Source organism: Burkholderia sp. AW49-1 (assembly GCF_053427845.1).
The window spans coordinates 56,133-82,849 of the sequence record NZ_JBSAXF010000006.1 but is presented as its reverse complement, the minus strand read 5'-3'; the positions used below and the strand labels follow the sequence as shown (position 1 = coordinate 82,849).

Annotated in this window: 26 protein-coding genes and 2 pseudogenes; 16 read left to right on the top strand and 12 right to left on the bottom strand. The window is 65.1% G+C overall.

Annotation, left to right across the window (positions count from 1 at the left end):
* Positions 1-52: 52 nt before the first annotated feature.
* The 4 genes from ACV22W_RS12105 to ACV22W_RS12090 form a co-directional block, all read right to left on the bottom strand.
* Positions 53-499, bottom strand: a complete 447-nt coding sequence (locus ACV22W_RS12105; protein ID WP_448019410.1) for a DUF934 domain-containing protein — start codon at positions 497-499, stop codon at positions 53-55.
* Positions 496-2,280 (bottom strand): nitrite/sulfite reductase, encoded by a 1,785-nt coding sequence (locus ACV22W_RS12100; protein ID WP_448019408.1) that lies wholly within the window; start codon positions 2,278-2,280, stop codon positions 496-498. The genes ACV22W_RS12105 and ACV22W_RS12100 overlap by 4 nt, the downstream gene beginning before the upstream one ends.
* Positions 2,281-2,478: 198 nt before the next feature.
* Positions 2,479-2,880: a hypothetical protein gene (locus ACV22W_RS12095; protein WP_448019406.1), complete on the bottom strand. Its 402-nt coding sequence runs from the start codon at positions 2,878-2,880 to the stop codon at positions 2,479-2,481.
* Between the two features lie 83 nt (positions 2,881-2,963).
* On the bottom strand, positions 2,964-4,397 hold the full coding sequence (locus ACV22W_RS12090; RefSeq protein ID WP_448019404.1) for an aminotransferase-like domain-containing protein: 1,434 nt from the start codon (positions 4,395-4,397) through the stop codon (positions 2,964-2,966).
* Between the two features lie 511 nt (positions 4,398-4,908).
* Here ACV22W_RS12090 and ACV22W_RS12085 point away from each other — a divergent pair.
* On the top strand, positions 4,909-6,033 hold the full coding sequence (locus ACV22W_RS12085; protein WP_448019403.1) for an extracellular solute-binding protein: 1,125 nt from the start codon (positions 4,909-4,911) through the stop codon (positions 6,031-6,033).
* Positions 6,030-7,805 carry a diguanylate cyclase domain-containing protein gene (locus ACV22W_RS12080; RefSeq protein ID WP_448019402.1) on the top strand — a complete coding sequence of 592 codons (1,776 nt, stop codon included), beginning with the start codon at positions 6,030-6,032 and terminating at the stop codon, positions 7,803-7,805. Before ACV22W_RS12085 ends, ACV22W_RS12080 begins: the two co-directional genes overlap by 4 nt.
* Before the next feature lie 102 nt (positions 7,806-7,907).
* Here ACV22W_RS12080 and ACV22W_RS12075 read toward each other — a convergent pair whose 3' ends face one another.
* The 3 genes from ACV22W_RS12075 to ACV22W_RS12065 form a co-directional block, all read right to left on the bottom strand.
* Positions 7,908-8,207: a DUF4148 domain-containing protein gene (locus ACV22W_RS12075; protein ID WP_448019400.1), complete on the bottom strand. Its 300-nt coding sequence runs from the start codon at positions 8,205-8,207 to the stop codon at positions 7,908-7,910.
* A 247-nt stretch (positions 8,208-8,454) separates the two neighbouring features.
* Positions 8,455-8,715: a hypothetical protein gene (locus ACV22W_RS12070; RefSeq protein ID WP_006760082.1), complete on the bottom strand. Its 261-nt coding sequence runs from the start codon at positions 8,713-8,715 to the stop codon at positions 8,455-8,457.
* 76 nt (positions 8,716-8,791) lie between these two features.
* Positions 8,792-9,640 (bottom strand): sulfite exporter TauE/SafE family protein, encoded by an 849-nt coding sequence (locus ACV22W_RS12065; protein WP_448019399.1) that lies wholly within the window; start codon positions 9,638-9,640, stop codon positions 8,792-8,794.
* 289 nt (positions 9,641-9,929) lie between these two features.
* Between ACV22W_RS12065 and ACV22W_RS12060 the strand changes: the two genes are divergently transcribed.
* Complete coding sequence (locus ACV22W_RS12060) at positions 9,930-10,826, top strand: LysR family transcriptional regulator (RefSeq protein WP_448019397.1); 897 nt, start codon at positions 9,930-9,932, stop codon at positions 10,824-10,826.
* 131 nt (positions 10,827-10,957) lie between these two features.
* Positions 10,958-11,590 carry a LysE family translocator gene (locus tag ACV22W_RS12055; protein WP_448019395.1) on the top strand — a complete coding sequence of 211 codons (633 nt, stop codon included), beginning with the start codon at positions 10,958-10,960 and terminating at the stop codon, positions 11,588-11,590.
* Between the two features lie 210 nt (positions 11,591-11,800).
* On the opposite strand, the gene ACV22W_RS12050 is transcribed toward ACV22W_RS12055, so the two are convergent.
* Positions 11,801-13,486 (bottom strand): purple acid phosphatase family protein, encoded by a 1,686-nt coding sequence (locus tag ACV22W_RS12050; RefSeq protein ID WP_448019393.1) that lies wholly within the window; start codon positions 13,484-13,486, stop codon positions 11,801-11,803.
* A gap of 296 nt (positions 13,487-13,782) precedes the next feature.
* On the opposite strand from ACV22W_RS12050, the gene ACV22W_RS12045 reads away from it, so the two are divergent.
* The 9 genes and pseudogenes from ACV22W_RS12045 (at position 13,783) to ACV22W_RS12005 (ending at position 20,450) form a co-directional block, all read left to right on the top strand.
* Positions 13,783-14,082 carry a YXWGXW repeat-containing protein gene (locus ACV22W_RS12045; RefSeq protein WP_124660376.1) on the top strand — a complete coding sequence of 100 codons (300 nt, stop codon included), beginning with the start codon at positions 13,783-13,785 and terminating at the stop codon, positions 14,080-14,082.
* A gap of 216 nt (positions 14,083-14,298) precedes the next feature.
* On the top strand, positions 14,299-15,042 hold the full coding sequence (locus ACV22W_RS12040) for an RNA polymerase sigma factor (protein WP_448019392.1): 744 nt from the start codon (positions 14,299-14,301) through the stop codon (positions 15,040-15,042).
* Positions 15,039-15,464, top strand: a complete 426-nt coding sequence (locus ACV22W_RS12035; RefSeq protein ID WP_448019390.1) for a hypothetical protein — start codon at positions 15,039-15,041, stop codon at positions 15,462-15,464. Before ACV22W_RS12040 ends, ACV22W_RS12035 begins: the two co-directional genes overlap by 4 nt.
* On the top strand, positions 15,461-15,964 hold the full coding sequence (locus tag ACV22W_RS12030; RefSeq protein ID WP_448019389.1) for a periplasmic heavy metal sensor: 504 nt from the start codon (positions 15,461-15,463) through the stop codon (positions 15,962-15,964). The genes ACV22W_RS12035 and ACV22W_RS12030 overlap by 4 nt, the downstream gene beginning before the upstream one ends.
* 145 nt (positions 15,965-16,109) lie before the next feature.
* A complete protein-coding gene (locus tag ACV22W_RS12025) occupies positions 16,110-16,955 on the top strand; it encodes a GNAT family N-acetyltransferase (RefSeq protein ID WP_448019388.1) in 846 nt (281 codons plus the stop codon).
* Between the two features lie 562 nt (positions 16,956-17,517).
* Positions 17,518-18,786, top strand: a complete 1,269-nt coding sequence (locus ACV22W_RS12020; protein ID WP_448019387.1) for a M20 family metallopeptidase — start codon at positions 17,518-17,520, stop codon at positions 18,784-18,786.
* Positions 18,783-19,277 (top strand): annotated as a pseudogene (locus ACV22W_RS12015) (trimeric intracellular cation channel family protein); the annotation flags it as partial. The gene ACV22W_RS12020 and the pseudogene ACV22W_RS12015, both read left to right, overlap by 4 nt.
* 160 nt (positions 19,278-19,437) lie before the next feature.
* Positions 19,438-19,824: a hypothetical protein gene (locus ACV22W_RS12010; protein WP_240327526.1), complete on the top strand. Its 387-nt coding sequence runs from the start codon at positions 19,438-19,440 to the stop codon at positions 19,822-19,824.
* Positions 19,825-20,054: 230 nt separating this feature from the next.
* Complete coding sequence (locus tag ACV22W_RS12005) at positions 20,055-20,450, top strand: hypothetical protein (RefSeq protein WP_448019385.1); 396 nt, start codon at positions 20,055-20,057, stop codon at positions 20,448-20,450.
* A gap of 380 nt (positions 20,451-20,830) precedes the next feature.
* Here ACV22W_RS12005 and ACV22W_RS12000 read toward each other — a convergent pair whose 3' ends face one another.
* On the bottom strand, positions 20,831-21,538 hold the full coding sequence (locus ACV22W_RS12000) for a succinate dehydrogenase iron-sulfur subunit (RefSeq protein ID WP_448019384.1): 708 nt from the start codon (positions 21,536-21,538) through the stop codon (positions 20,831-20,833).
* A 409-nt stretch (positions 21,539-21,947) separates the two neighbouring features.
* On the opposite strand from ACV22W_RS12000, the gene ACV22W_RS11995 reads away from it, so the two are divergent.
* Both ACV22W_RS11995 and ACV22W_RS11990 read left to right on the top strand, forming a co-directional pair.
* Positions 21,948-23,033, top strand: coding sequence for an NAD(P)/FAD-dependent oxidoreductase (locus tag ACV22W_RS11995; protein WP_448019382.1), 1,086 nt, complete (start codon positions 21,948-21,950; stop codon positions 23,031-23,033).
* Positions 23,034-23,310: 277 nt separating this feature from the next.
* Positions 23,311-23,937 (top strand): annotated as a pseudogene (locus ACV22W_RS11990) (tyrosine-type recombinase/integrase).
* A 99-nt stretch (positions 23,938-24,036) separates the two neighbouring features.
* On the opposite strand, the gene ACV22W_RS11985 reads toward ACV22W_RS11990, so the two are convergent.
* The 3 genes from ACV22W_RS11985 to ACV22W_RS11975 all read right to left on the bottom strand — a co-directional run bounded on the left by ACV22W_RS11985 (position 24,037) and on the right by ACV22W_RS11975 (position 26,038).
* Positions 24,037-24,270, bottom strand: coding sequence for a hypothetical protein (locus tag ACV22W_RS11985; protein ID WP_011549124.1), 234 nt, complete (start codon positions 24,268-24,270; stop codon positions 24,037-24,039).
* 371 nt (positions 24,271-24,641) lie between these two features.
* Positions 24,642-25,298 carry a DsbA family oxidoreductase gene (locus tag ACV22W_RS11980; protein ID WP_448019380.1) on the bottom strand — a complete coding sequence of 219 codons (657 nt, stop codon included), beginning with the start codon at positions 25,296-25,298 and terminating at the stop codon, positions 24,642-24,644.
* Positions 25,299-25,312: 14 nt separating this feature from the next.
* Complete coding sequence (locus ACV22W_RS11975) at positions 25,313-26,038, bottom strand: SDR family NAD(P)-dependent oxidoreductase (protein WP_448019379.1); 726 nt, start codon at positions 26,036-26,038, stop codon at positions 25,313-25,315.
* An 88-nt stretch (positions 26,039-26,126) separates the two neighbouring features.
* Between ACV22W_RS11975 and ACV22W_RS11970 the strand changes: the two genes are divergently transcribed.
* Entirely contained in the window at positions 26,127-26,522 is a 396-nt protein-coding gene (locus ACV22W_RS11970) for a winged helix-turn-helix transcriptional regulator (RefSeq protein WP_448019377.1), read from the top strand.
* Positions 26,523-26,717: the final 195 nt, after the last annotated feature.

Below are 26,717 nucleotides of genomic sequence, written 5' to 3'. Positions count from 1 at the left end.
CGGCGGGCGCGGTTGTCGTTCATCGGACGGGCGGCCTGCGGGCCGCCCGTTTTCATTGCGCCGTCTGCGTCGCCGCATCCTGCCGCGGCGCTACCGTTCTCGCGTCGCGCTGATAGAAGCCGGGAAACCGGTCGAGCTGCCGGCGCGCGGCCGCGAGATCGGCATCGGCGCCGAGCACCGCGCTCGAAAACCCGGTGCGTTCCATCAGCAGCAACTGGTCGATCAGTACGTCGCCCGTCGCGCGCAGGTCGCCGGCGAAGCCTAAGCGCTTGCGCAACAGATACGCCTGGCTGTACGCGCGGCCGTCGGTGAAGGACGGGAAGTGCAGGTCGATGCGCGCGGCCTGCGCGATCCGCTCCGCGAGCGGCGCCAGTTCCTCGTCGTTGCCGATCGTCAGGGTCGTGCGCGTCGCCGAGTCGGGCGAGTGCGTGTCGTTGGCGTGTTCGGCCGGTGTCAGCAGCCGGATGCGTGCGTTCGTATTTTCGTGGGTCGGGTTCATGCGTGCTCCGCGTGGTGACGTGCGTCGTTCGCCGCGGTCTTGAAGGGCTCGACGCCGATGCGGCGCACCGTGTCGATGAATCGTTCGCCGCGGCCGTCGGCGTCGAGCCGCGCGTCGAGATAGACGTTGACGAGCGCGTCCACGACATCGACGATCTCGTCCGCCGAGAACGACGGGCCGATCGCCTTGCCCGGCCGCGCGGGGCCGCTCGCGCTCGAACCGTCCGAGCCGCCGAGCGTCACCTGGTACCACTCGGCGCCGTCCTTGTCGACGCCGAGGATGCCGATGTGCCCGCTGTGATGGTGGCCGCACGAGTTGATGCAGCCGCTGATGTGCAGGTCGATGTCGCCGACGTCGTGCAGCATGTCGAGATCCTGGAACCGTTCGGCGATCGCGTCGGCAATCGGAATCGAGCGCGCATTCGCGAGCGCGCAGAAATCGCCGCCCGGGCACGCGATCATGTCGGTCAGGAGTCCGACGTTCGCGCTGGCGAGACCGATCGCGCGCGCGTGCTCCCACAGCAGGAACAGGTCGTCGACGTGCACCCACGGCAGTACCACGTTCTGCGCATGCGTGACACGCGCCTCGCCGGCCGAGAAGCGGTCGGCGAGTTCGGCGAGCGCGTCGAGCTGCTCGGGCGACGCGTCGCCAGGCGCCTGCAGGCGGCGCTTGAACGACAGCGTGACGATCCTCAGCGCCGGGTCGCGGTGCGAGGCGACGTTGCGCGCGAGCCACCGCGCGAAGGCCGGATGGCGACTGGCGTGCGCGGCCATGCGTGCTTCGGCATCCTGCACGTCGAGCGTACGCGGCGCGATGCGCGGCCGCACGAACGATGCCGCGATGCGGTCGAATTCGGCCTGCGGGATCGTGTGCGGGCCGCCGTCATGCTCGACGATCTGGCGAAACTCTTCCTCGACGTCGTCGATGTAGCGCTGGCCCTCGCTCTTCACGAGGATCTTGATGCGTGCCTTGTACTTGTTGTCGCGCCGTCCGTAGCGGTTGTACACGCGGACGATCGCCTCGATGTAGTTCATCACGTGCCGCCACGGCAGGAACGCGCGCAGCAGCGTCGCGATCAGCGGCGTGCGGCCCATGCCGCCGCCGGCGCTCACGCGAAAGCCGAGTTCGCCCGCGTCGTTGCGCACGAGCTTCAGCCCGACGTCGTGCCAGTCGGTTGCCGCACGGTCCTCGGCCGCACCCATGATCGCGATTTTGAACTTGCGCGGCAGGAACGCGAATTCCGGATGCAGCGTCGTCCACTGGCGCATCACTTCGGCGAACGGACGCGGATCGGCGATCTCGTCCGGCGCGACGCCCGCGCGCTCGTCGCACGAAATGTTGCGGATGCAATTACCGCTCGTCTGGATCCCGTGCATGTCGACGGTCGCCAGCAGGTCCATCACGTCGGCCGCCTTCGCGAGCGGAATCCAGTTGAACTGCACGTTGGTGCGGGTCGTGAAGTGCGCGTTGCGGGTCGGCAGTCGCAGCGTGCCGAGCAGCGACTGCGCGTCGCGGGCGGCGCGATAGGTGGCGTCGTCGGGCACGTCATAGTCGCGTGCGATCCGGGCGAGCACGCGAAGCTGCGCGCTCGACAGTTCGCCGTACGGCACGGCCACGCGCAGCATCGGCGCGTGGCGCTGCACGTACCAGCCGTTCTGCAGGCGCAACGGCCGGAACGCGTCCTCGCTCAGCGTGCCGTGCTGCCAGCGTTCGAGCTGGTCGCGGAACTGGGCGGCGCGGCTGTGCACGAGCGCCCGGTCGAAATCGGTATATCGGTACATGACGTGATACGCGAGAGGAGCGACGGTGCAGGGCGCGCGCCGCTCGGAAGGGGACGTTGCGACGGGTGTCGGGCAACCGGAGACAGCGTAGGGAACGCGGGGCGGCGGGACAAGCAGCAGATCGGGACGAAAAGGGCGCAGCAGATCAGCAAAGCGCCGGCGGCGGTCGGGCTTGCGTTGCGCATGCCCGCGTCGGGTTCAGGCTTGCGCTTGCGCGTCGACGATCAAGGCCGGATCGAGCGCGCGGATGCGCTGGTCGATGAAGTAGCCGCCGCCTTCCTGGTAGCGCAGGAACAGCCGGCCGCACGATACGCAGCGGCTGACGTTGCAGCGGTTGTACGGAAAGTGGCGCGGCGCGATCGGCGCGTGGTCGGACCAGTAGCGCGTGCCGCCCGGATGGAATTCGTCGTAGGTGGGATCGGGGTCGTCGGGCGGCGCGAGCGTCGCCACTTCGACGAGCTGCGTGTCCCGCAGCGACAGCGGCAGGCTCGTCCAGCCGGCAAGCGGGGTCTTCGTGCAGGTGCACGGCTGCGTGACGCCGGCGGCTTCGGCGGCGAGCGTCAGCAGCGCGGCGTGATCGAGGTACGGCAATGCGCGCATGAGATGGGTCGAGGGAGCGAAGAGAGGTGCACTGTAACCCGTGCGTGCGTCGGCTGCACGGCGGCGGCCGCCCGCGTGCGGGCTCAACCGGCCTTGCGTACCGCCGGCTCGGCGACCAGTTCGCCAAGCACGCGGATCGCGCGTTCGATGTCGCGGCTCCACGGATGGCCGAAGTTCACGCGCACGCAGCGCTCGAAGCCGTGCGCGGCCGAGAACAGCGGCCCCGGCGCGAAGCTGATGCCGCGCGCGATCGCCTGGCGATGCAGTTCCATCGCGTCGATCGCATCGGGAAACGACAGCCACAGGAAATATCCGCCGTCCGGCCGCACCCATTCGACGCCGTCCGGCAGCCAGCGCCGCAGCGCGTCGTCCATGCGCGCGAGCTGCGTCTGCAGTGCGCCGCGAAGCTTGCGCAGATGACGATCGTAGCCGCCGTGCTCCAGATAGTTCGCGATGCCGGCTTGCGCGGGGATGCTCGCCGACAGCGTGGTCATCAGCTTGAGCCGCTGCACTTTTTCCGCGAACCGGCCGGCGGCGGCCCAGCCGATCCGGTAGCCCGGCGCGAGCGTCTTCGAGAACGAACTGCAGTGCATCACGAGACCGTGCCGGTCGAAGGCGCGCGCGGGCAGCGGGTAGTCGGGGCCGAAATGCAGCTCGCCGTACACGTCGTCCTCGATCAGTGGCACCTCGCGCGCGGCAAGCATCGCCACGAGCGCGCGCTTCTTGTCGAGCGACAGCGTGACACCGGTCGGATTCTGAAAATTGGTCATGAACCAGCACGCACGGATGTCGTGCCGGTCGAGCGCGTTCGCGAGCGCATCGAGATCGAGGCCCGTGCGCGGATCGACGGGAATCTCGACCGCACGCAGGTCGAGCCGCTCGATCGCCTGCAGCGCCGCGTAGAAGCCGGGCGATTCGACCGCGACGACGTCGCCGGGCCGCGTGACGGCCATCAGGCACAGGTTCAGCGCTTCCAGTGCGCCGTTCGTGACGACGATCTCGTCGACGGGTTGCGCGACGCCGGTTGCCAGATAGCGCCGCGCGATCTGCTGGCGCAGCGCCTCGTTGCCCGGCGGCAGGTCGACGACCGTGCTCCACGGGCTGACGAGCCGCGTCGCCTGCGCGAGCGATTTCGCGAGGCGCGGCAGCGGAAACAGCTGCGGCGAGGGGAACGCGGAACCGAGCGGCACGATGCCGGGTTGCGTCGCGGCGTCGAGCACGGAGAACACGAGATCGCTGATGTCGACCTTGCGCGTGGCGCCGGTGCGGCTCGCGCGGCGTTTCGCGGGCGGGTGCGCCGCCGGGCCCGCGCCCGGCGCGACGTAATAGCCGGAGCGTTCGCGTGCGCGGATCAGCCCCCACTGTTCGAGCAGGTAGTACGCGCGAAACACCGTCGACTGGCTCACGCCATGCTGCGCGATGATCTGGCGCAGCGACGGCAGGCGCGTGCCGACCGCGAGGTTGCCGTTGCGGATTTCGTCGGCGATCGTATGGGCGAGGGTTTCGTAGCGTTTCATCGGCACGGATGGAGCATGCTTGCGCCGCGCGCGGGCCGGTGCGGCGCCGCGCCGGCGGGGGCGCGTCATTGTCCGACGAGCGGACCGAAAAGAAAAGTGCGACGGGCGGGGCCGGTTGCGCCTTCGTGGCGATGCGGATGCGAGCGCATCCGTCACACGTGAGCGCGTCGTTCAGTCGTGCGTGACGTATGCGGATGATGGCGACACCGCGCAACGACTGCGCAGCGTCGCGCGATCGCGCCGAGCGCACCGAATGCATGCGCGGTGCGTGCAACATGCCGTGCGGTTGCAACCGGAACCGGCATGCATCGAGTCATGCCTTTCACCTGATGATTCTTCGCTCGCGGGGGCGGGTTCGCACGCGTGCGAAGACATGCGATCGAACGCGAACACGCATGACGCGCTCCGGATGGAGCGGACTCGGCGTGCGTACGGCTTGTTCCAATTGCGCGGCGATATTTTTTATGGTCTTGTTGCAAGCTCAAGCATCGACTCGAAAAAGGATAGTCGAATGCATACGGGGAATTCGGGCGAGGACCGATTGATCAGGGGAATCGGCGCGCGCCGGCGTGCGCGCCGGGCCGTATGCCGGTGGCTTGTCATCCTGACGCTGGGCATGCAGGGGCTGCCTGCGTGTGCGGCTTCTCCCGAGACCGTCAGCGACAACGTACTGCGCGTCCTTGCATGGCCCGGCTACGCGGACAACGATGTCGTCAATGCATTTGAGACGCAATTCCACGTACGCGTCGAAGTGACGTTCGTCGATTCCGACGAAGCGTTGTGGACGCGAATGCACAGCGCGTCGCCGCCGCCGTTCGACGTGCTCGCGGCCAACACGGCGGAGATCCAGCGCTATGCGCGCGACGGGCTGCTCACGCCGATCGACCTGTCACAGGTCCCCAACCGCCGGCGGCAACGACCGAATTTCCAGCAGCTCGCTGCGATCGGCGGACTCGTGCACAACGGCTCGGCCTACGCGATTCCGTTCACGTATTCGTCGATGGGACTGATCTACGATCGCAAGCAGGTGCCGGCCGCGCCGCGCTCGATGCTGGAACTGTGGAATCCGCGCTACCGCGGCAAGGTGCTCGACTTCAACAGCGCGCAGCATAATTTCTCATTCACCGCACTGGCGCTCCGCTATCCCGACCCGTTTCACCTGTCGCCCGCGCAAACGCTTGCCGTCGCGCACAAGCTGGTCGACCTGCGACGCAACCTGCTGACGTATTACACGCTTCCTGAAGAGGCGACCGCGCTGTTCGTCCAGCATCATGCGGCGCTGATGTTCGGCAACTACGGCACGCAGCAGGTCGAACAACTGCGTCGCGCCGGTGCGGATGTCGGCTATGTGATTCCGGACGAAGGCGCACTTGCGTGGCTCGACTGCTGGGGCGTCACGCGCGGCGCGGAGCATCGCGAGGTCGCGTTCGCGTGGATCAATTACATGCTCGAACCGGCCATCGGCGCGCTGCTGACCGAACGCCAGGGGCTCGCGAATACACTCGAGCCGCCACCCGGTCTCGAGTCCGGCAACCAGCACCTCGTTTGGCTCCGGCCGGTCGAGGACATCGCGCGGCGCGAGTCGCTGTGGAGCCGCATCGTATCGGGCGACCGGCCGGAGCGGTTCGACAAATGATCAAGCTCGGGCTCACGTCGAAGCTGTCGGTGCTGTTCGCGTGCATCGGCGTGATCGCGTCCGGCACGACCGGCTACTCCACCTACCGCGCGAACCGGACGATGCTCGTGCAGGAAGCACAGCACAGCCTGCTGATGTCGACGCAATTGCTCGGGCAGCGCTTCACGACCGCGCTGTCCGACGTGGCCGACGACGCGCTCGTGCTCGCGCAATTGCCGTCGTCGGCGCTCGTCGCGAGCGGTGACGGTACCGATCGCGAGCCGCGCTCCCGGCTCGAGCAGGTGTATTTCAGCTTCATGAAAAACCACCCCGAGTACCTGCAGATCCGGCTGATCGCGCGCGGCGATTTCGGCCTCGAGCGGATTCGCGTCGATCGCGACGCGCGGGGCATCGTCGTGCTGCCGGAGAGTGCATTCCAGGAGAAAGGACAGTTTTCCTATGTATTCGATACGCTTGCGACGGCACCCGGCCACATCTACCTGTCGCCGATCGTGATCAATCACGAAACCGGCGCGCATGCGGCCGAGGGGCTGCCGATCTTGCGCGTGGGCACGCCGGTCGTCGATCAGGCCGGCGTGGTCGTCGGCGCGATGGTCGTCGACATCGAGCTGTCACGCATGTTCGATCGGCTCGAGCGCGACCTGCCGCAGGACTACGCGGTGTTCCTCGCGAACGAGTGGGGCGACTTCCTCGTGCATCCCGATCCTTCGCAGACCTTCGGCTTCGATCGCGGCCGGCGTGTGCTGATGCAGGACCGCTTTCCCGACACGCGGCTGCTCTTCGTCGGGGCACGCACGAACGTGACGCTCAACGGTCTCGCGCAGCCCGACGACGTACCGGGCGAGATGCTCGCGTTCGTGCGCACGCCGTTCGGCAACAACGAGGGCAACCGCTTCGTCGTGCTCGGCATGGCGCGTCCGCTCACGGACGTGCTGGCGCCGGCCGGGATGCTCGGTGAGCGGATCATCCGCATGGTGTTCTTGATGAGCCTGGCGGCGGTGATTCTCGCGATCCTGTTCGCGCGTGCGATCACGCGTCCGTTGCAGATGCTCGCGCGCGCGGCGACCCACGTGTTCGACGATCCGGCATCCGAACGGTTGCCCGTTGCTCGGGCCGACGAGATTGGCGTGCTGGCACGCTGTTTCGACAGCATGCGCGTCGAGATCCGCACGCAGGTCGCGATGCTGCGCGCGAAGCAACTGGAGCTCACGCACCTCGCCGGTCACGATCCGTTGACCGGGCTGCCGAACCGCCTGTTGTTCATGGAGCATCTCGAGGCCGCGATCCGGCATGCGGCCGCGGTGCGCGAGGGGCTGGCGCTGATGTTCGTCGATCTCGACCGCTTCAAGCAGATCAACGACCAGCACGGACATGCGGCCGGCGATCGCACGCTCGTCGCGGTCGCGAAACGGCTGAGCCTCGTGCTGCGCAGCGGCGACATGGCCGCGCGGCTCGGCGGCGACGAATTCATCGTGCTGATTTCGGACGTGCGGTCGCCCGAGGTGATCGGCGATATCGCGTCGCGTATCCAGATCGTGATGGCGGAGGAAATGGAGTTCGGCGAACGTCACCTGGCCGTGGGCGCGAGCATCGGCGTCAGCGAATATCCGGCCGATGGTGCGTCGGCCGAGGAGCTGCTGGTCAAGGCCGACGCGGCGATGTATGCGGCGAAGGCGTCCGCGCAATGCGCGTGTGTGCGTTATCAGGAATTGCTGGGCGGCGGCATCGGCGCGGATGCGGGCGCCCGCGTGGCGGCGGGCGGCGGCCGCTGACGGGCGGCCGGCCCGCTGCGTGCCGCGCAAACGCGGCGAGCCCGTCACGGGACGGGCTCGCCGGATCCGGGCCGACCGCGCGCGATGCGCGCAGCGGCGGGCTTAGTGGCCGAAGTAGACCGAGTCGCGCGCGTTGCGCACCTTGACCGCCGGTGCGCCGCCCTGGACGACCGGGGCCGGTTGGGCGCCGTAGCCGCTGGCGTCGGCGGCGTGCACGCGGGCTTGCGCGGCCTGGATGTCGGCGGGGTAGTACGGGCTCGACTGGCTCGGCTTGTAGCCGGCGCTTTCGAGCTGGACGAGTTCGTTGCGCACTTGTGCGCGGGTCACGGTGCTTTGGGCGAATGCGCCGAACGAAGCGGACAGGGCAACAGCGGCGACGACTGCGGAAACGAGCGATTTCATGATGACCTCCGATGTTTTATTGAGTTCGCCCGCGACACCATGTCGTAAGCGATTGATTACATCGTAGGCGTCAGCCGGTTCAGGGTAAACGTGGATTCCGACGAAAGATCATTGCGACCGAGGTAATAATCGCCGCGGAAGTTCGATCCGTCCCCGCCCGGCATTGCGGGAATGGCAAACCGACGGCGGGCGGATGACACGATGCGCGGCGCACGGCCGGCGGGGCGGGATCGGGGGGCTTGCGCGATCAGACGCCGTCGGCGTCGTCGATTTCCTTGCGCTCGCGGCGTTCCTCGTTGCCGCGGCGGGCCCGCAGGCGCTGGCGCGACAGGACGGCGATCACCTGCTGGGTCGGCGCGCCGGACGGCAGCTCGTTGCGGATGCGATCGGGCACCATCGGCAGACCCGCGCGCTGCCGGCGCAGGGCCTTCGCGATTGCCCGGCGGCATTCGTCCCCGTGGCAATCCCATTCATCGCGGATTCTCTGGCAATAACGGCATTGTTCCATCGGGACAGTCTAACGCGTCTTGGGGATCGGGGCCGAAGGGGGAACAGACCGTGACCGGGCCGGCGGGCTGCCGACGTCATTTCGCGTTCGCGTGCGGGCTGGCGACCTGCGCGACGGGCGAGGCCGCATGCCGTAAGACGCCCGACTTCCAGATCATCTGGGACGCGGCCACGAGCACGAACAGCAGGACGACCATTCGGAACACGCGCGGCGACATCTTGTCCCGCAGCGGGCGCACGAGCCACATGCCGGCGATGGCGGGCAGGCTCGCCGCGGCGGAAATCGCGAGGTCGGCGGCGCTCGCGTGCGCAGCGCCGCTGAACGTCGTGATCAGCGTGACGATCGACACCACGAGGATGATCGCGATCTGCTTCGTGAACGCGCGACCGGTCGCGCCGGATGAGATCAGGTAGGTGGCGAGCAGCGGCCCCGGCACCGACGCGATGCTCTCCATCAGCGCCGCGCCGAACCCGAGCGCGAACCCGACCGGCTTTTGCCATGCTTCCGGCAGGTTCAGCTTCGGCGCACTCAGCATCAGTGCCGCGGCGACGATCAGCAGCGCGCCCGACGCGGCCTGTGCGTGGCCCGCGTTCAGCGACAGGAGAATCGCGACGCCGACGACGTTGCCGAGCACGGTGCCCGCGATCGGTGCGGCGATCTTGCGCGCGGTCGCCAGTACCTCGCCGCCTTCCAGCGCCTGCGGGATGTTGCCGAGGATGATCGGCATCGACAGCAGCAACACCGCGTGCCGGATCGGCAGGAACTGGCTCAGGATCGGCATCGCCACCAGCGGAACGCCGATGCCCGTGATTCCCTTGACCATCCCGCCGAGCAGCAGTGCGACGGCGATGCCGATCAGGTCGAGCAGCGCGAGCCCGTGCAGACTGGACACCAATACACCTTCAGTGAGATCGAGATGAGTCATCGGGAGCAGATTGGGACATGAGCGGCGGCGGGGTGGCCGACGGCACCCGTTGCCGGTGCGTGCGATTGCGCACGCCGTTGTATGGTTTGGGTCGAACCGGTCGCCCCGTTGCATCGTCCGCCGTCGGCATTCGACACGGTTCGAGGCTGAATCTTACCCGAGCGCGGCGCGGGGCATCGGGCGTGGTTGGGGGCGCGCGTTCGTCGAATGTCGTTGAGGCGATTCGATACCATTCATGATGCGCGGCCCTATCATGCGAAAAATACATGGACCGAAACAAGGAGGCGAGATGACGCTTGCGCAGTTGCAGGCCCTGGCGGCCGTGGTCGAACTCGGCTCGCTGACGGCCGCGGCCGAGCGGCTCAGTCGCAGTCAATCCGCGATCAGTCATGCGTTGACCGAACTGGAAGACATCACCGAGGTCAAGCTGCTGTTGCGCGATCGCCAGCCGGTCGTCCTGACCGCCGCCGGCGAACGCCTGTGGCCGTACGTGCAGAACGTGGTTCGCGAGGCACGGACGCTGCGCCAGCAGTTCGGCCTGTCGCGCGGCAAGCTCGAAGGGCGGCTGGTGGTCGCGTCGCTGCCGAGCGTTTCGCTCGCATTCGTCGTGCCCGCGCTCGAGGCGTTGAAGGCGGCGCATGAGGGCGTGACGGCGGTACTGCTCGAAGGCACCGACGCGGAGGTCGAAGGATGGCTCGACGACGGCACTGCCGACGTCGGCGTGGTCGCCGGCACGAAGACCTTCGCGAACAATCTGCCGCTGCTCGACGAGGATTTCGTCGCGGTGGCGGCGGACGGCATGTTCGACGGCCGCAAGAGCGTGTCCGCGAAACTGTTGTCCGCGATGCCGTTCATTTTCTCGCAGGCGGGATGCGGGCCCGTCATCGCGGACTACTTCGCGCGTAACGGTGCGTCGCTTCGCGCCGCGTTCAACGTGGTCGAGATGCGGACCATCCTGTCGATGGCGGAGGCGGGAATGGGCGTGTCGATCGTCCCGCGCATCACGCTCACCTACACCCGGTTCGGCGGCCGGGTGCTGGCGTTGTCGCCCGGGCTGCACCGTTCCGTGCGGCTGTCGTGGAACGCGACCGGCAATGCGGTCGCAGACGCCTTCGTGAAGCTGGTCGACGCCCAGCGCGCGAAGGCGGGAAAGGCGATTCAGGCGCGAACGAAAAAGGGAAAGTAGCGCATCGGCAGCGCGATGAGGCGATGAAGCGCGCTCATGGGCGACTTGCAGTTTATTCATGCCGGAAGCCGTCGACATGCAATACATTGTGGGTCACCCGCCCTGACTTCATCGCCTCGAAGGAGACCGCCGTGCCGGCCTTGCCCACCCTGATCGCTTTCGGACTCGTGTCGCTCGGCATGGTCCTGACGCCCGGCCCCAACATGATCTACCTGATCTCGCGCTCGATCTGCCAGGGCCGCCGCGCGGGGCTGGTGTCGCTCGGCGGCGTCTCGCTGGGGTTCGTGTTCTACATGTTCTGCGCGGCATTCGGCATCACCGCGCTGGTGCTGACCGTGCCGTACGCGTATGACGCGCTGCGTTTCTCCGGTGCGCTGTACCTGTCGTATCTCGCGTGGCAGGCGCTCAAGCCGGGCGGGCGCTCGGCGTTTCAGGTCCGGCAATTGCCGCACGACAGCGGCGCGCGGCTCTTCACGATGGGCTTCGTCACCAACCTCGCGAACCCGAAGATCGCGGTGATGTATCTGTCGCTGCTGCCGCAGTTCATTTCACCGGGGCATGGCAGCGTGCTCGCGCAATCGCTGGCACTGGGCTGCGTGCAGATCGCGGTCAGCGTCAGCGTCAACGCGCTGATCGCGAGCATGGCTGGTGCGATCGCTGCGTTTCTTGCCGGTCGGCCGGTCTGGGCGCGCGTGCAGCGCTGGTTGATGGGGACCGTGCTGGCCGGACTGGCCGTGCGTATCGCGCTGGAATCGCGCGGCTAGCCGGTTGAACGGCTTGCAGAGGAAGTCGACATACCGATGCGCATGCAACGTTCGGATGGCGAACGGATACAGCCGATCCGCGTGAAGCAGACCGTCGCCCATTCGCCATACCGGTAAGCGGGCGGCGCGCGTTGCGCGCGATGTCCTGCAGGAGCCGACCCGAACCTCGACCGCCCGCCGCGCGATCGCGCGCCGCGGGCGGCCGCCGCATCAGCGCTCGCGGCGCTTCTTGCTCAGCTCGATCGTCTCGAACAGCTCGTACTGCGCGGTCGGATGCTGATCCGCGCCCGGCGCGTGGTAATAGCGCATCGTGATCGTCGTGTGGCCGCCCGGCTGGCCCGGATCGTGGTCGAACACGGCGATCCCGTAGCCCGTGCCCGTATCGCGGCGTGCGGACCAGATCGCATCCTCGAGCGCGTCGGCCGGCTTGCGCACGAACGTGTTCGGCGCGGTGCCCGGCACCGGCCGGTTCGGCTTCGTGAAGACCTTGGCCTGTGCAAAGCCGGTCGCCGGATTTTCGCCGTACACGTCGAGCGGCGCACTGGTGCCGCCGCCGCCGAGAATCAGGTGGATCGTGCCGTGGCTCGTGTCGAACGTCGTGCCGTTCGGATCGGTCGATCCGACCGGACGCGGCTGCAGCGTCTCGACGACTTCGCCGGTCGAGGCATCGACGCCCGCGCGGTGATTGCAGCCGCGCACCGGGTAGCTGCGCTCGTAGTCGTGATCGTGACCGCACAGCACGAGGTCGACGCCATAGCGGTCGAACAGCGGCAGCCATGCCTCGCGAATGCCCTTGTCCGAGCCGTTGCCCGTCTTCGACGAGCTCAGCGCGTCCTGGTGCATCTGCACGACGATCCAGTCGATGTCGTCATCGTGCGACGCGTGACGCAACGTGTGCTCGAGCCAGCGCGTCTGCTCGCCGTTGCTGTAGCCGCGTACGTAGAACGACGTGCCCGGTTCGATCGGCGCGCGGCCGGTGCTCGCGGCCGGCACGAGCGGATTCGGGCCGCCGACGAATGCGGCCGCATCCTGGTAGACGACGTCGTCGGCGTCGAGCGAGATGAACAGCACCGAGCTCACGCGGAAGCTGTACCAGCGGCCCGGAAAGCGCGTGCCGTTCTCCGGGAGCGTGTAGCGCGCGAGATACGAGTCGAGCCCCTGCGGGCCATTGTTGAATTCGATTTCGTGATTGCCGGGGCATGGCATCCACGGGCGGTTCGCGGCCGACGTCTGGTTGTTGTTGCCGAAGTCGCGCCACACCTCCGGCTGATGCGCGGGGTTCAGGTTCGCGTAGCAGAGGTCGCCGTTCAGCAGGTGGAACAGCGGCTGGAACTGCTCGACGGCCTGCACCGCGAAGCGGCTTTGCGGCGACGACAGCACCCATGCGCCGTTCGGCGTCGCGAGGTCGCCGTAGCTCGTGAAGCGGAACGGCGCGCGCCCGCGCGGCGCGGTCGTGAAGGTCGCGGCAAACGGCTGTGCGGCGTTGCTGTCGTTGTCGGCCGTCAGTTCATAGCGGTAGCGCGTGTTCGGCTTCAGGCCGTGCACGCGTGCGTGGTACGTGAACACGGTTTCGCCGTTCAGGCCGTCGGTGTAAAGGCGCTGCACGCCGTGCACGGTGCGTGCCGGTTCGCCGTCGGCGACGATCCGCGCGCGCGGATTGACGGCCGGTGCGAGCGACGCCCACGAGATCGCGACTTCCGATGTCGGGTCGCTGCCCCACGTCAGGTGCACCTGCTCGGGCGTGCCGTCCGGGTTCGACGCGGCGGCGCGGGCGGCCGCGAGCCCGCCCGCGGCGGTGGCGAGGCCGGAAACGCCGGCCAGTTTCAGGAAGCCGCGACGCGATACGGAAGCGGCCGGCTCGTTCGACTCGGCGGGGAGGTTTTCCTGGTTCGACATGATCGTATTTTCGTTGAATGACTCGCGAGATGCGGAGCTGCCCGGCCGTGCGCGAGCGCGTCGGGGGCGTGGGCCGGAAACGAGCGGGATCCCGGTGACACGCATTGTCGAAGGGCAGTTTTGCCGGGTTGTGACAGACGGTAATCGATGCGTGGGCCCGATGCGTCGAAGGCACGCGCGGCGTTGCCGGCGCGGCAGAAATTTATTTGCGAGTGTCGCGACGGATTTTTTTCGCATGCGTCGTTTAACGAACGAACGGCCACCTTCGGCCGGGAAACGATGCTTCGGAGTCTTGCATGAAACTTTCCATTTCATTACGGTTTGCCGCGGGATGCGTGGCCGCGCTGGCGACGTCCGCCGCATTCGCGCAGGCAGTCATCGTCGCACCGGTCGCACCGCCGCCGCCGCGTGTCGAAGTGATGCCGGCGCCGCGCGCGGGCTACGTCTGGGATCAGGGCCACTGGCACTGGCGGCAGGGCCGCTACGTATGGATTCCGGGCCACTGGCAAGTGGTACGTGCCGGCTATCACTGGGTGCCCGGACACTGGGCCGCGCGCGGCCCCAACTGGCGCTGGGTGCCGGGCCACTGGGCGTGACGCGCAAGGCGCCGCGCGGCGCGCCGGCCCATGCGGCGGGATTTCCACACAACCTCATCGGCTGAGCCATGCCTTTTCGAACCATACTTGTCCTGACAGCCGCGGCCGTCGTGCTGGCCGGCTGCGTCGTGGTGCCGGCGCGCCCGGTGTATTACCGGCCCGCGCCGGTCGTCGTATATTGATCGCGCCGGCCGGCGGGCGATCGACAGAATTGATATGCCGTTCGAACCGGATCTCGATGAAATCGCCCGGGCCGATCCCGGGCGCGGCGCACCATGTGTCGCCGATGCGCCGTACCGATGCATGCAAGGAGAGCACGACGATGAGCTTGAGCCGGACAACGGGCGCGACCGCAGGCAGCATGCGGCATTCGCACAGCGCATCGCGGAGCGGCCTGCGTTGAGCGACGCCGATCCGGATGCGGAACTCGTCGCTCGGGTTGGCAAGCGCGACGCGTCGGCCGTGCGTGTGCTCGTCGCACGCAAGCTGCCGCGCTTGCTCGCGCTCGCGACGCGCATGCTCGGCGACCGGACCGAAGCCGAAGACGTTGCGCAGGAAACCTTCCTGCGGATCTGGAATCATGCCCCTCGCTGGCGGGATGGCGAAGCGCGCTTCGACACGTGGCTGCATCGCGTCGTGCTGAACCTGTGCTACGACCGTTTGCGCGGACGGCGCGAGGAGCCGGTCGACGCGGTGCCCGACGTGCCCGACCCGCAACCCGAGCCGGCCGCGCACGCGGAGTTGCGCTCGCGCGACGCGCGCGTGCGCGAGGCGCTAGCCGCGTTGCCGCCGAGGCAGCGCGAAGCGCTCGTGCTCCAGTACTATCAGGACATGTCGAACGTTGAAGCGGCCAGCCTGATGGGCATCACCGTCGATGCGCTGGAAAGCCTGCTCGCGCGCGCAAGGCGCAACCTGCGCGCGCAACTGGCCGGCGACCCACCTAGCGAGGACAAGCGATGACACCCGAACGATTCCGTACCATCGTCGCCGCGTACGGCTCGGATGCGCGGCGCTGGCCGCAAGACGAACGCGCGGCGGCCGAAGCGTGGGCGCAAGCGCATCCGCGCGACGCGCTGGAGGCGCTCGACGATGCCGCCGAGCTCGATGCCTGGCTCATGCAGGACACGGTAGCCCCACCGACGCCGGCGCTAGTCGAACGCATCGTCGCGTCGGCGCCGGCGCCGCAACGTGCGCGGCGCCGGGGCCGGGGCCGGGTGTGGTGGTCGGGCGCGGCGTTCGCGGGTGTCGGGCTGGCCGGCGCGCTGGCGGGCGCGGTGGCCGTGTCGATGCTGATGCTCGGCAGCGCGCCGATCGCGCAACACGAACCGGGCTACCTGACGACGACGTTCGGCGGCCCGGGCATCGACGGAGGCGACGAATGAGCGAACGCAGCTGGAAATTCGTGCTCGTCGGGTCGGTCGTGCTGAACGTGTTCATGCTCGGCGCGATTGGCGGCGGCGCGTATCAGTGGTTCTCGACGCATCGTGAACTGCATGGAACGGGGATGCCCGGACAGCGCACGGCGTTGCGGTTCGCCGCGGACGGATTGTCCGATGCGCGTCAGCGGGCGTTCGCGGCGGCGCTGAAGGCGGCACGCAAGGACGCTCGGGATTTCGCGCGGGAAGGGCGTGACGGGCGGATCACGGTGCTCGATCTGCTGGCCGCACCGCAGCTTGATCGGCCGGAGATCGATGCGGCGCTCGAACGGACGCGTGCGGCCGATAGCGCGTTGCGAGGGCAAGTCGAGCGCAGTGTCGTCGATTTCGCGGCGACGCTGACGCCGGACGAGCGCGCCAAGTTCGTCGACGGGTTGCGGCGTAGCGGGAACTGGCGCTTGCCGGCGAGATTGCAGAAGCAGCAGGGGCCGGCGGGAAGCGAGTAAGCCGGTCGTCGCCCTGTGAGGGCACGGAATGACCGTTCACGCCGATAGCCGTCCCGGGATTATGATGGCCCGATCGACAGCATCTTCCCGATGATTTCACCGCAACGCGAGGCGGCCATCTCGAGCGCCGCGGCAAGGACGAACCATGGATCGAAGCGAAGACTTTAGCGTGCGCACCATGTCGGCCGGTGAAGTGGCCATGTCGGTCGAATGGGCGGCCGCGGAAGGGTGGAATCCCGGCCGGCACGACGCGCATTGTTTCAGGGAAGTGGACCCGGCCGGTTTCTTCGTCGGCATCTGGCGCGGCGAGCCGGTCGCTTGCCTTTCGGCGGTTGCTTATGACGAACACTTCGGCTTCATCGGTCTCTACATCGTGAAACCGGCGTTTCGCGGCAAGGGTTTCGGCATGCGCATCTGGCAGCACGGCATGCGTTACCTTGGAGAACGAAACATCGGCCTGGACGGTGTCGTTGCGCAGCAGGCGAATTACAGGAAGTCGGGGTTTCGGCTCGCGTATCGCAACATCCGCTATCGGGGGCGCGTGGGCGGCATCGGGTGCACGCATGTGGCGGCAGCGGCCGATGTGCCGTTCGAGCAGTTGATCGCCTACGATCGTCAGTGTTTCCCGGCGGCGCGCGAGCGTTTCATCTCCGTCTGGATCGCGCAGCCGGATACGGTTGCGCTCGCAACGATCGACGCGGGCCGTGTTGTCGGTTACGGTGTCGTGCGTCGCTGCCATGCGGGCTGCAAGATCGGCCCGCTCTTTGCCGATGACGCCGACGTCGCGACGGGGCTGTTTCGTGCGCTGGCGTCGCGCGTGCCCGGCGAGGTGATCGTGCTCGACGTGCCGGAAACGAACCCCGCGGCCGTCGCGCTGGCGGAACGTCACGGCATGTCGAGCGTGTTCGAGACCGCGCGGATGTATACGAAGGAAGCGCCCGCGATTGCGATCGACCGCGTGTTCGGAGTGACGTCTTTCGAGCTGGGGTGACCGTCGCGAGCATGACCGGTCCGGGCCGGAAGCCGGATGTGCCCATGTGTTCGCCGACGTGACGCCAGTTCTGGCAGGTTCTTGAGCCGGCTGCCGTTCGGCAGTTTGTGGTTGAGGAGCAAGACGCGGCAGATTCGGCATCTACGAGCCGAAGCCGAAATATTTGGTTCTTCGTGGAATTCCGGGGGGAACTCCGGCGTTCGGCCAGAAGGACTCATACGCCGTCTCGCCGAGCCGGACGTGCGGGCGACCGCTTTGTCTTATGAATCGACAGGAACTTCCGGATTGCCGCTATCGAGACTATGGTTCTCTTCTAGTCCTGTCCCGCTTCGGACAGTGGGCGACTTGACGGAAACGTAATACGAAGTGCCAGAGTAGAGCGGGCTCGCCCGGATGTTCCGTGTTTCCCACTGTCCCATGCATCGGACTAGTCGGTGGATTGCGTACCGCGCTCCTGCCGTCGCGTCGCCCGATCGGGCGCAAGCGCTGCCACGCTTCAACGACGGCCGACGCGTGCGATGCGACATCGGCCACCGCAACGAACCATTTGAAAGGATCGACCATGCCTGCATTGGTGGAAGCGACCAAGGACGCCATCGAAAGCCTCCTGCCTGAGCTCGAAGCGATCTACAAGGACCTGCACGAGCATCCCGAGCTGTCGATGCAGGAAGTGCGTACCGCACGTATTGCAGCCGATTATCTCGAGAATGTCGGCTATGACGTTACGCGGGCTGTCGGTGTGACCGGCGTCGTGGCGGTGTTACGCAACGGCGACGGTCCGACTGTAATGTTGCGCGCGGACATGGATGCGCTTCCGATGGCAGAAGCGACCGGATTGCCGTATGCCAGCACGGCGAGGGCGAAGGACGAGGATGGCCTCGAAGTGGGCATCGCGCACTCGTGCGGCCACGACATGCACGTGACCTGGCTGATGGGTGTGGCGCACCTGATGGCTGCGCACCGGGACGCCTGGCGCGGAACGCTGATGGCGGTCTTTCAGCCGGGCGAGGAAGTGGCGCGCGGCGCCCGCAGCATGATTGACGACGGCATGGCCGAACGCTTCCCGAAGCCGGACGTGATCCTTGGCCAGCACGTCATGGTTGGCGCGGCGGGCACGGTCGGCTATCGAAGCGGCACGATTCTTTCGGCGGGCGACAGTTTGAAGGTGAGGCTGTTTGGACGCGGTTCGCACGGATCGCAGCCACAAACCTCGATCGACCCGGTCATCATGGCGGCTTCTACGACGCTCCGTCTGCAGACGATCGTATCGCGCGAAATCTCCCCGCGCGATAGTGCGGTGCTGACGATTGGTGCGCTGCAGGCGGGAACGAAAGAGAACATTATCCCCGACGACGCGACGCTCAAGCTCAACATGCGCACATTCGACGAGGACGTGCGCGAATACATGCTGCGTGCGATTCGTCGCATCTGTTGCGCGGAATGCATGGCTTCCAATGCGCCACGCGAGCCGGAATTCACGACGCTCTCGAGCTATCCGCTGACCATCAACGACGCGCCGACAAGCGAGCGTGTGTGGGCGGCTTTCGAAGCGCACTTTGGAGAGCGCGCCTACGAAACGCCCCCGGCAGCGGCGAGCGAGGACTTCAGCGTATTCGGACGCGAATGGGGCGTGCCATATGTGTTCTGGTTCATCGGCGGAACCGATCCGGACACGTTTGGAAAGGCGTTGGCAGAGAAAAAACTAAACGAGATTCCCAGCAACCATTCGCCGAAGTTCGCGCCGGTACTCGCCCCGACGCTGCGTACGGGGCTGGAAGCGATGCTATGCGCGGCCGGGGCGTGGCTCGACAAGCGAGATACATCGGCGTGAATTCGCACGCGGCCTACTTCGCCCTCGATCTGGTCGGGACTTTCGTATTCGCCATGAGCGGCGCTGTTGCCGCTCGCCAAAAGCGGCTGGACCTCTTCGGCATCTTGTCCATCGCGTTCATGGTGGCATGAGGCGGCGGAATTGTGCGTGACGTCTGCATTGGCGCGATCCCGCCGGCGGGGCTTTCAAACTGGAGATATCTGGCGGCTTCCGTGCTCGCGACCGCGGTCGCGATTTTCGCGTTTGCGCCGGTATGCCGTCTACGGTAGCCCGTTCTCTTCTTCGATGCGATTGGCCTCCGCCTGTTTGCCGTTACGGGTGTGCAAAAGGCGCTGAGTTTCGGACACAATGCGGAACTTGCCATTTTGCTCGGCATCGTGACTGCGGTCGGCGGCGGTGTCATGTGCGACGTCGTGCTTTCGCGCCTGCCGGCCATTTTGGACCGCGAGGTCTATGCGACGGCTGCGCTCGCCGGTGCGGCGACAACGATTTCTCATCACCAGCATCAACCTGACTTCACCGTACCGTACTAGCGCCCGGAGCCGTCGGACAGACGAGCTCTGCAGAGTCCCCGGAAAGATCGAATGGAACGCCAACGTTGAGCTATCTCAAGGGCTTGGAAAGACAGCCTCCTAGCATGGACGAGGCGGTGTGCGCGACATCCCGATGATGCGCTGCCGCAGCCGCGCCGCATCAGTTGCGTCGCGTCAGGTTGATGAACGTTTTGGGAGAGCGAATATGTACAGATTCATCCGCACGGCAACGGTCAAGAACGCTGCGGCGCTACCGTCGGCATTGGCTTTCGCATCAGAAGTCACCGCCCACCTCAACAAGAGCTACGCGCTCGACATGAGCTTCGGCGCCGAACAATTCGGTTGCTCCAATATTCACTGGCATTTCGATTCGGAGAGCCTCGACAAGATGCAGCAGGTCAACGAAAAGTTGATGGGAGATCGCGACTACGCCGCGCTACTCGACAAGTACCAGGACATCTGGGCGGAAGGTTCCATGCACGACACGGTCGTTCGGCTGATCTGACGCTAAAGCGGAGGCTGATGCGTATGCATGAATTTGAACCAACCAGCCTCCTCGACTCCCGGCGCGGTTCACGGGAACGGTGTAACGAGTGGCTACTCATCCAATGATCAGCCGCGCGTTGCGTCTGCAAGGGTTTTGACGGCAAATGCCCGGTACGGGTGATTCGCTCTGGTCGCATGACCGGCCGCCCGCGGAAGCAGTATGAGAAGGGGTAACTGACGGAGATTGCAATGCGAGTCTGGCTGATCCCAATTATCGTCGCTGTGATGCTAAGCGGCTGCGCGTCCACCGAATCGGTCAAGGCGTCACAGGAAAAAGGTGTGCATCGGGTCTACACGGCGCCCTACAACTCCGTGTACGCTGCCACGCTTGCTGCCGTGAAGGTAAAAGAACTTGAACTCGTGGAAAGTGATCCGGCGGCCGGACGCATCGTTGTCTCCCACGGTATTTCCTTGTTAAGCTGGGGCGAACGCATCGCGATATGGTTGCGGCCGCTGAACGAGTCGAACACGGACGTGGCGATTGTGAGCAAACCGATCCTCGCGCCACTCAACTTTCCACCGGACTGGACATCGAAACTGTTCGAACAGATTGCGACCGAGCTAGGAACTCCGAAAACCAAGTAAGTTCGCGTAGCCTTTGAAGAACGAATCCCTGGGGCAGGCGCACGTCAATTCAAAATTGTGCGACGTCGCTGGCGGGATGTCGAAAGTGCTGCGATTTGATGATCGGGCCGCACGCCAAAGCTGTCGCTCGATTGGCTTGCGACGGATTGCGAACGACCATATGCATCCAGGAACCGATCTCGCCGCCGGGCCGCCACCATAGTCCGCTCCGGGTCGGGTTGAGCCGGTCACGGGCCGCAGGGACCGTGGCTTGCCGAGTCTGGCTGCAGATTCAACCGGTCAACGCAACAGCGTGATGGAATGCGGTCGAACGTCGATCAATTCCCCCGGTGTCGCCCGTGGCAGTGCCATAACTGTATTCCAGTGTCAGGTTGCGTCACTCAGATCATCCGGCGCGCGAGCATGGTGCGAATCTCCCCGATTGCCTTGGCCGGATTCAGTCCTTTGGGGCAGACGTCCGTACAGTTCAGTATCGTCCGACACCGGAAGAGGCGATACGGATCGTCAAGATGGTCCAGCCGCTCACCCGTACCCTCGTCGCGGGAATCGACCAGAAAGCGATAGGCCTGCAGGAGCCCGGCAGGACCGACATATTTATCGGGATTCCACCAGTACGAGGGACATGCGCTGGAACAGCACGCGCACAAGATGCACTCGTACAGACCGTCCAACTGATCGCGTTCCTCGTGCGTCTGGCGCCTTTCCCGCTCCGGCGGGGGCGTGTCGTTGATCAGGTAGGGCTTGATCGAGTGGTATTGCTTGAAGAACGCGGTCATGTCCACGATCAGGTCGCGAACGACCGGCAACCCGGGCAGCGGACGCAGGACCGTGTGACGGGGAAGGTCGTTGAGATTGGCGATGCAGGCGAGCCCGTTCTTGCGGTTAATGTTCATTGCATCCGAGCCGCACACGCCTTCACGGCACGAACGCCGAAAGCTGAGCGTCTCGTCCCGTGCCTTGAGCCGGACAAGGACATCCAGCAACATCTTGTCAGTAGAGGGCACCTCGATCTCGTACGTTTGCATGTACGGCTTGGGATCCCGGTCTGGATCGTAGCGGAATATTTCAAACGTCCTTGTTTCACTCACGATGTTCCTCCTTTGTGGAACGGAACGCGTATCCGGCGCGCGCGCGCTATCTCCCCATCACTTCGTTCCTGTCGATTGAAGACCTGCGGCATTCCAGACGGAGCATCCGGTCACCCGCGCGCCCCATTCATTGTTCGTCGTGGTCGGGCGCCCCCAACACTAGCAACCATGGCCGTTCTGCGAAAAATTGGGCGCAATGTGGAAAACGGGTCGGATCTATTTCGCCGGAGGTGCTGCGGCAGTCACATCGCGTCATAGATCATTCGCTCTCGCTGTATCGAGAGGAAATCGGAGGGGTTTGCTCCACGTCGACATACTTCTATATATCACGTCATGATATAAATGGATACTTGCGATGATGGCTTGGAGCCGGCAGTGCCGTCCCGCATGACATTCACGAGGAGGACACGTGACATCACCGGAAAATTCCTCGCTTGCGAGTCCTTTAAGAACCGACGTGCTGATTGTCGGTGCAGGTCCCGTGGGCCTTTTCGCCGCGTTCGAGGCAGGCGTGATCGGCCTCACGTGCCGGATCGTTGACGGGATCGAGCGTCCCGGTGGCCAGTGCATCGCACTATATCCGGACAAGCCGATCTACGATATTCCCGGCATACCATCGTGCACTGCACGCGATCTTGTCGATCGCCTCGTCGAGCAATGCCGGCCCTTCGATCCTCCGATGCATCTCGGTCAGCGTATTGAGACGCTGGATCCGCTCGAGGGCGGTCGATGGCTTGCTCGCACCGACAAAGGGGATGCGTTTGACACCGCGGCGATCTTGATTGCTGCAGGCAACGGAGCGTTTGTGCCGCAACGGTTGGCGCTCGCTGAGGCGGCGTTCCTTGAAGGCCGGTACATCCATTACAGCGTTTCCGACGTGAACGGCTTTGCCGGAAAAGCCGTCGTGGTCGCGGGCGGTGGCGACTCGGCGCTCGACTGGGCGCTGGCGCTGCGCTCGGTCGCGCGGCGCGTCACGCTCGTTCATCGACGGAACGGCTTCAGCGCGACGGACTCGAGCATCGCCCGGTTACAGCAGGCGGTCGCGGCGGGCGAGATGGATTTCGTGGTTGGCACGATTGCTGGGCTGAATGCGCCAGGGGGGACACTCGAGTCGATCGAGATTCGCAAGATTGGTGGCTCGGTGTGCCTCGACGCAGATCAATTGCTCGTGCTCTACGGACTTGTCGCGGATCTCGGTCCGATCGCGAACTGGGGGATCGCCGTACAGGCCGGACGGATCGTCGTTGATACGTCGTACTACGAAAGCTCACGGCCAGGCATCTTCGCGGCAGGCGACATCGCCAGCTACCCGAACAAGCAGAAGTTGATCCTGTCCGGGTTTCATGAGGCATCGCTCGCGCTGCGCAAAGCATACGTCTATGCGTTTCCCGACAAGAAGCGTGTGCATGTGCACTCGAGTTACGATGCAAAGCTCGCCGAGCGTGTGGCCGCCGTTCATCCCTCGCGGGGCGCCCGGGATTTCACCGCGCTTTAGAGACATGGATCGACCTAGGCGCGACGGGGAAGGCGACGAATAAAGCATCGTGTCGGCGGTGTTAAACGCGTCGTCACTCGTCCAATGCAGGACGATAGGCCTCGAATGACAACAACAGTGCGAAGCCGCCGCAGCTATTTTGCTTGGTTGAGCGAGAGGCCGGAGTACCTTGGAAGTTGCCGTTGAGGTTTCGCCGGGGCGAGGGGCTGAAATGGGTCGGATAGCGCCCGCCGGTAGAAGTGCACACTCAATCTCCCTTTGCTGAAAGGAGATTGTCATGGAAGCCGAGAATGTCTTCGTTGGCCACCGTGTGCCATGGAACAAGAGCAAGCTCACCGGGCAGAAGCCGCCGTTCAAGCTCCGAGAAATCTGGGCGATTCGGACGAGACTTCAGATGACGTCGAACCTTCGTGATCTCGCGATGTTCAATCTCGCAATTGATAGCAAGCTCCGAGCGTGCGATCTTACGCGGTTGCAGGTTCAGGATGTCCGCCACGGAAGCCACGTGGCGTCTAGGGCGACGATCATGCAGCAGAAGACCCAGCGGCCCGTGCAATTCGAGATCACGGAACAGACTCGTGAGAGCCTCGAAGCCTGGATCGAAGCGCGGAGACTGAAGGCGGAGGATTTTCTGTTCTCGAGCCGGTTGCATACGTCACCGCATCTGTCGACGCGCCAATATGCCAGGCTGGTGCATCGCTGAATTGCGGCGATTGGACTTGACGATACAGCGTATGGTACCCACTCGATGCGCCGCACAAAAGCTTCGCTGATCTACCGGCGGACGAAGAACCTTCGGGCGGTGCAGTTGCTGCTCGGACATACCAAGCTGGAAAGCACGGTTCGCTATCTCGGCATTGAGGTCGACGATGCCCTTGAGATAGCGGAGCAGACCGAGGTTTGATGGCATCGCTGCCGGCGAGCGGTCGCTTGCCGGCCACAAACGGCCGTTCGACACAGCTTTTTAGATCGTCGACAATCGGCGCAGATAAGGGCGTAGCCTTTAGCGGTTACCGTCGATCAGATCGTTCAGCAGCGCATCGAACGCGGCCTGTGCGTCTTCAAGTTCCTGCAGGGCGGCATCAAAGGTTTGCAGCGCGAACGGCGAAGGCTCGCCGCTGCCTTGCGGCGGAAATTGCTTCTGCATCGAGGCGAACGTACTCTGCACGCGCAGCGTGGCGGCCACCATGCGCTCCATCGCCTGGGTTTCTTCGGCTCGTGCCTGTTCCGGATTCATTCCACTCTCCTTGAATGGTTTTCTTGAAGACCAGATCGTACACGCTGTGTCCGTTCTTGCCGCCCTTGGCAGAACGACCCGGTTGAAGGTTCCAACGGCACGCTGCGCGAGAAGCGATTTAATCGGGAGTGATTCCGCAGTCGCGCCGAGGCCAAGATACTCATCGAGCGTGGCTACAAAATCCCGCCGCAGGTCACAACGATTGGCCGCTTTGGATGAATCTGAAGGGCCGCTTCGGGTCGGCTTGAGCCCGTCGCGGGTCGCCGGGACGGCAACCGGCTGGGTTCCGCCATTGACCACCATTCGAATCGAGTCAGTTGCCGACCGTTTACTGGGTCACATCACTCATGCGTTGCACCCCGCCAGAACAGTTATCCTTGTTCTACGCAGTTTGAAGCGATGAATCTCGCGGCTTCCTGCAGCGACCATGCGATTTCGTCTTCGCTACGGCCGCCGTTGATCGCGATGCGTCCCCCGAATATGAAGTGAGGAACCGAGCGCACCCCTTCGACGGCGGAGTTTGCCGCCTCCTGCTCGACGCGCCTGTACTCGGCCGGGTCATGTGCAATGGCGCGGGCTTCGGCGTACTCGAATCCATGTCCGGAGGCGATGTCTGCCAGCACGTCAGCGCTTCCGATATTCTTCGCGTCAAGAAAATAGGCGTTCGTGATCGCTACGGCGAGCCGGTGCTGTGTACTGCGTTCGCGTGCGGCCAGAATGAGCGCGTGGGCTGCTTGCGTGGGATAAGCCATAGGCTGGCGACCAAGGTCAAGGGGTAGACCCGAAGCGCGAGCCTCGGCCTCCGGCCGCGCAAATGCCACCTTCGGGTCGGTTATGCCGTAACGAATGCGAAGCAGGTCTGGAATGTAAAGTCCGCTCGCGGGCGCGTCCGGAAGCAGCAAGACCGGGTGGTGGTGAATGTCCACGGCGAGTTCGGGAAAGCGCTCGGCCAGCACTTTGTCGAGGCGATGCTGGCCAACGAGACACCATGGGCAGGTGATTTCCGTATAAAGGTCGATTCTCAGCATAGTGCCGTCCCGGATCACGACTGGGGCAGGGGCGGAAGAATGGACTCGACCCGATCGCGACTCGCGATGAGGGTCTGAATTTCTTCAGCAATTGTGTCCGGGTCGATGACCGGAAGATTCGGGTCGAGCCGTGCGCCACTGGCGGTCATGGCACGCAAGCCCGTCGAGCGATCAATGACCGCACCGATGTTCACCGTCCCCGCATAAACGCCCCTGGACGCCACCTCTGCATTGAGCGTAAGCACATAGTTGCGCGTGGCCGCCATCAGGGGGCCAACACCACTCATGCCAGGCCTCGTCACCACGGCCGTCAGCCCGCCGACGATCACGATCGCGCCATCGCCACGTGCGAGCATGCCCGGAAGCACCGCATGCGATACCTCGACAGGCGCGAACGTGAAAATGTTGGCCATGCACTGTAGTGTCGACGCATCGAGGTCCACTGCTGGGACAAAGCTCGCATCGGATGGGGCTGGCGCAAAGACGGCCACATCGATGGCGCCGAGCCGATCCTCGATCGAATGGACGAGCGCGGGAATACCCTCGAGATCGGTGAGATCGGCAGGAAAGGCGACCGCCTCGATACCGGCGACAGCGAGTTCGGCTACTCGCTCCTCTAGTGACGCGGCATGCCGCGCGACGAGCGCAACGCGATACCCTGCGCCTCCGAACCGGTGCGCAAGGGAAGCTCCGAGGCCGGTGCCGGCGCCGAACAGAGCGATGGTTTTCTTGCTGGTCATTGCGAACTCCATGGGGGCGGTATGTTTCAATGACTATGCTTGATAGACTGACTGCTCACAAGAACGCATAGCTTCGAGGCCTAGTCACATGCGTATGCCTGCTACCGCTCCGAGCGAACCTGGCGCGAACCCGTCCTGCCAGAAGGTCAACCAGATCCTTGCCCGAATGGGTGACAAGTGGACCATTCTCACCATCACAATGCTGGCGCAGCAGCCACGGCGCTTTAACGAGCTGAAACGCTTGATCGGTGGAATTTCCCAGCAGATGCTGACCCGCACGTTGAAGGCGTTGGAACGCGACGGAATGGTGACGCGAACCGTCTATCCGACTGTCCCGCCGCAAGTCGAGTACGCGCTGACCGAACTCGGCGGGTCGTTATCCTTGCCGCTGATGCAACTCGCAACGTGGGTTCTGGATCATCTCGACCAGATTGAAATGCATCGCGCCTTGCACGATCACGTAGCGGACCGACCGCGTGCTTGATCCGGTGCGACGTGTTTGCTTGCGCGTCGGTTCAGTTGACGGCGGTTCTCGCGAAAGCGGTCATCCGTTTGGCTTATTCATCGGGCCGATTCGGGTCGACAAGCGACCACCACGCAAATCCACGAAGAGCCAAATATTTCGCTCATCCCGCGACGGATTTCCCGCTGGCGACCGTTAAACACGGGTACGCATCGC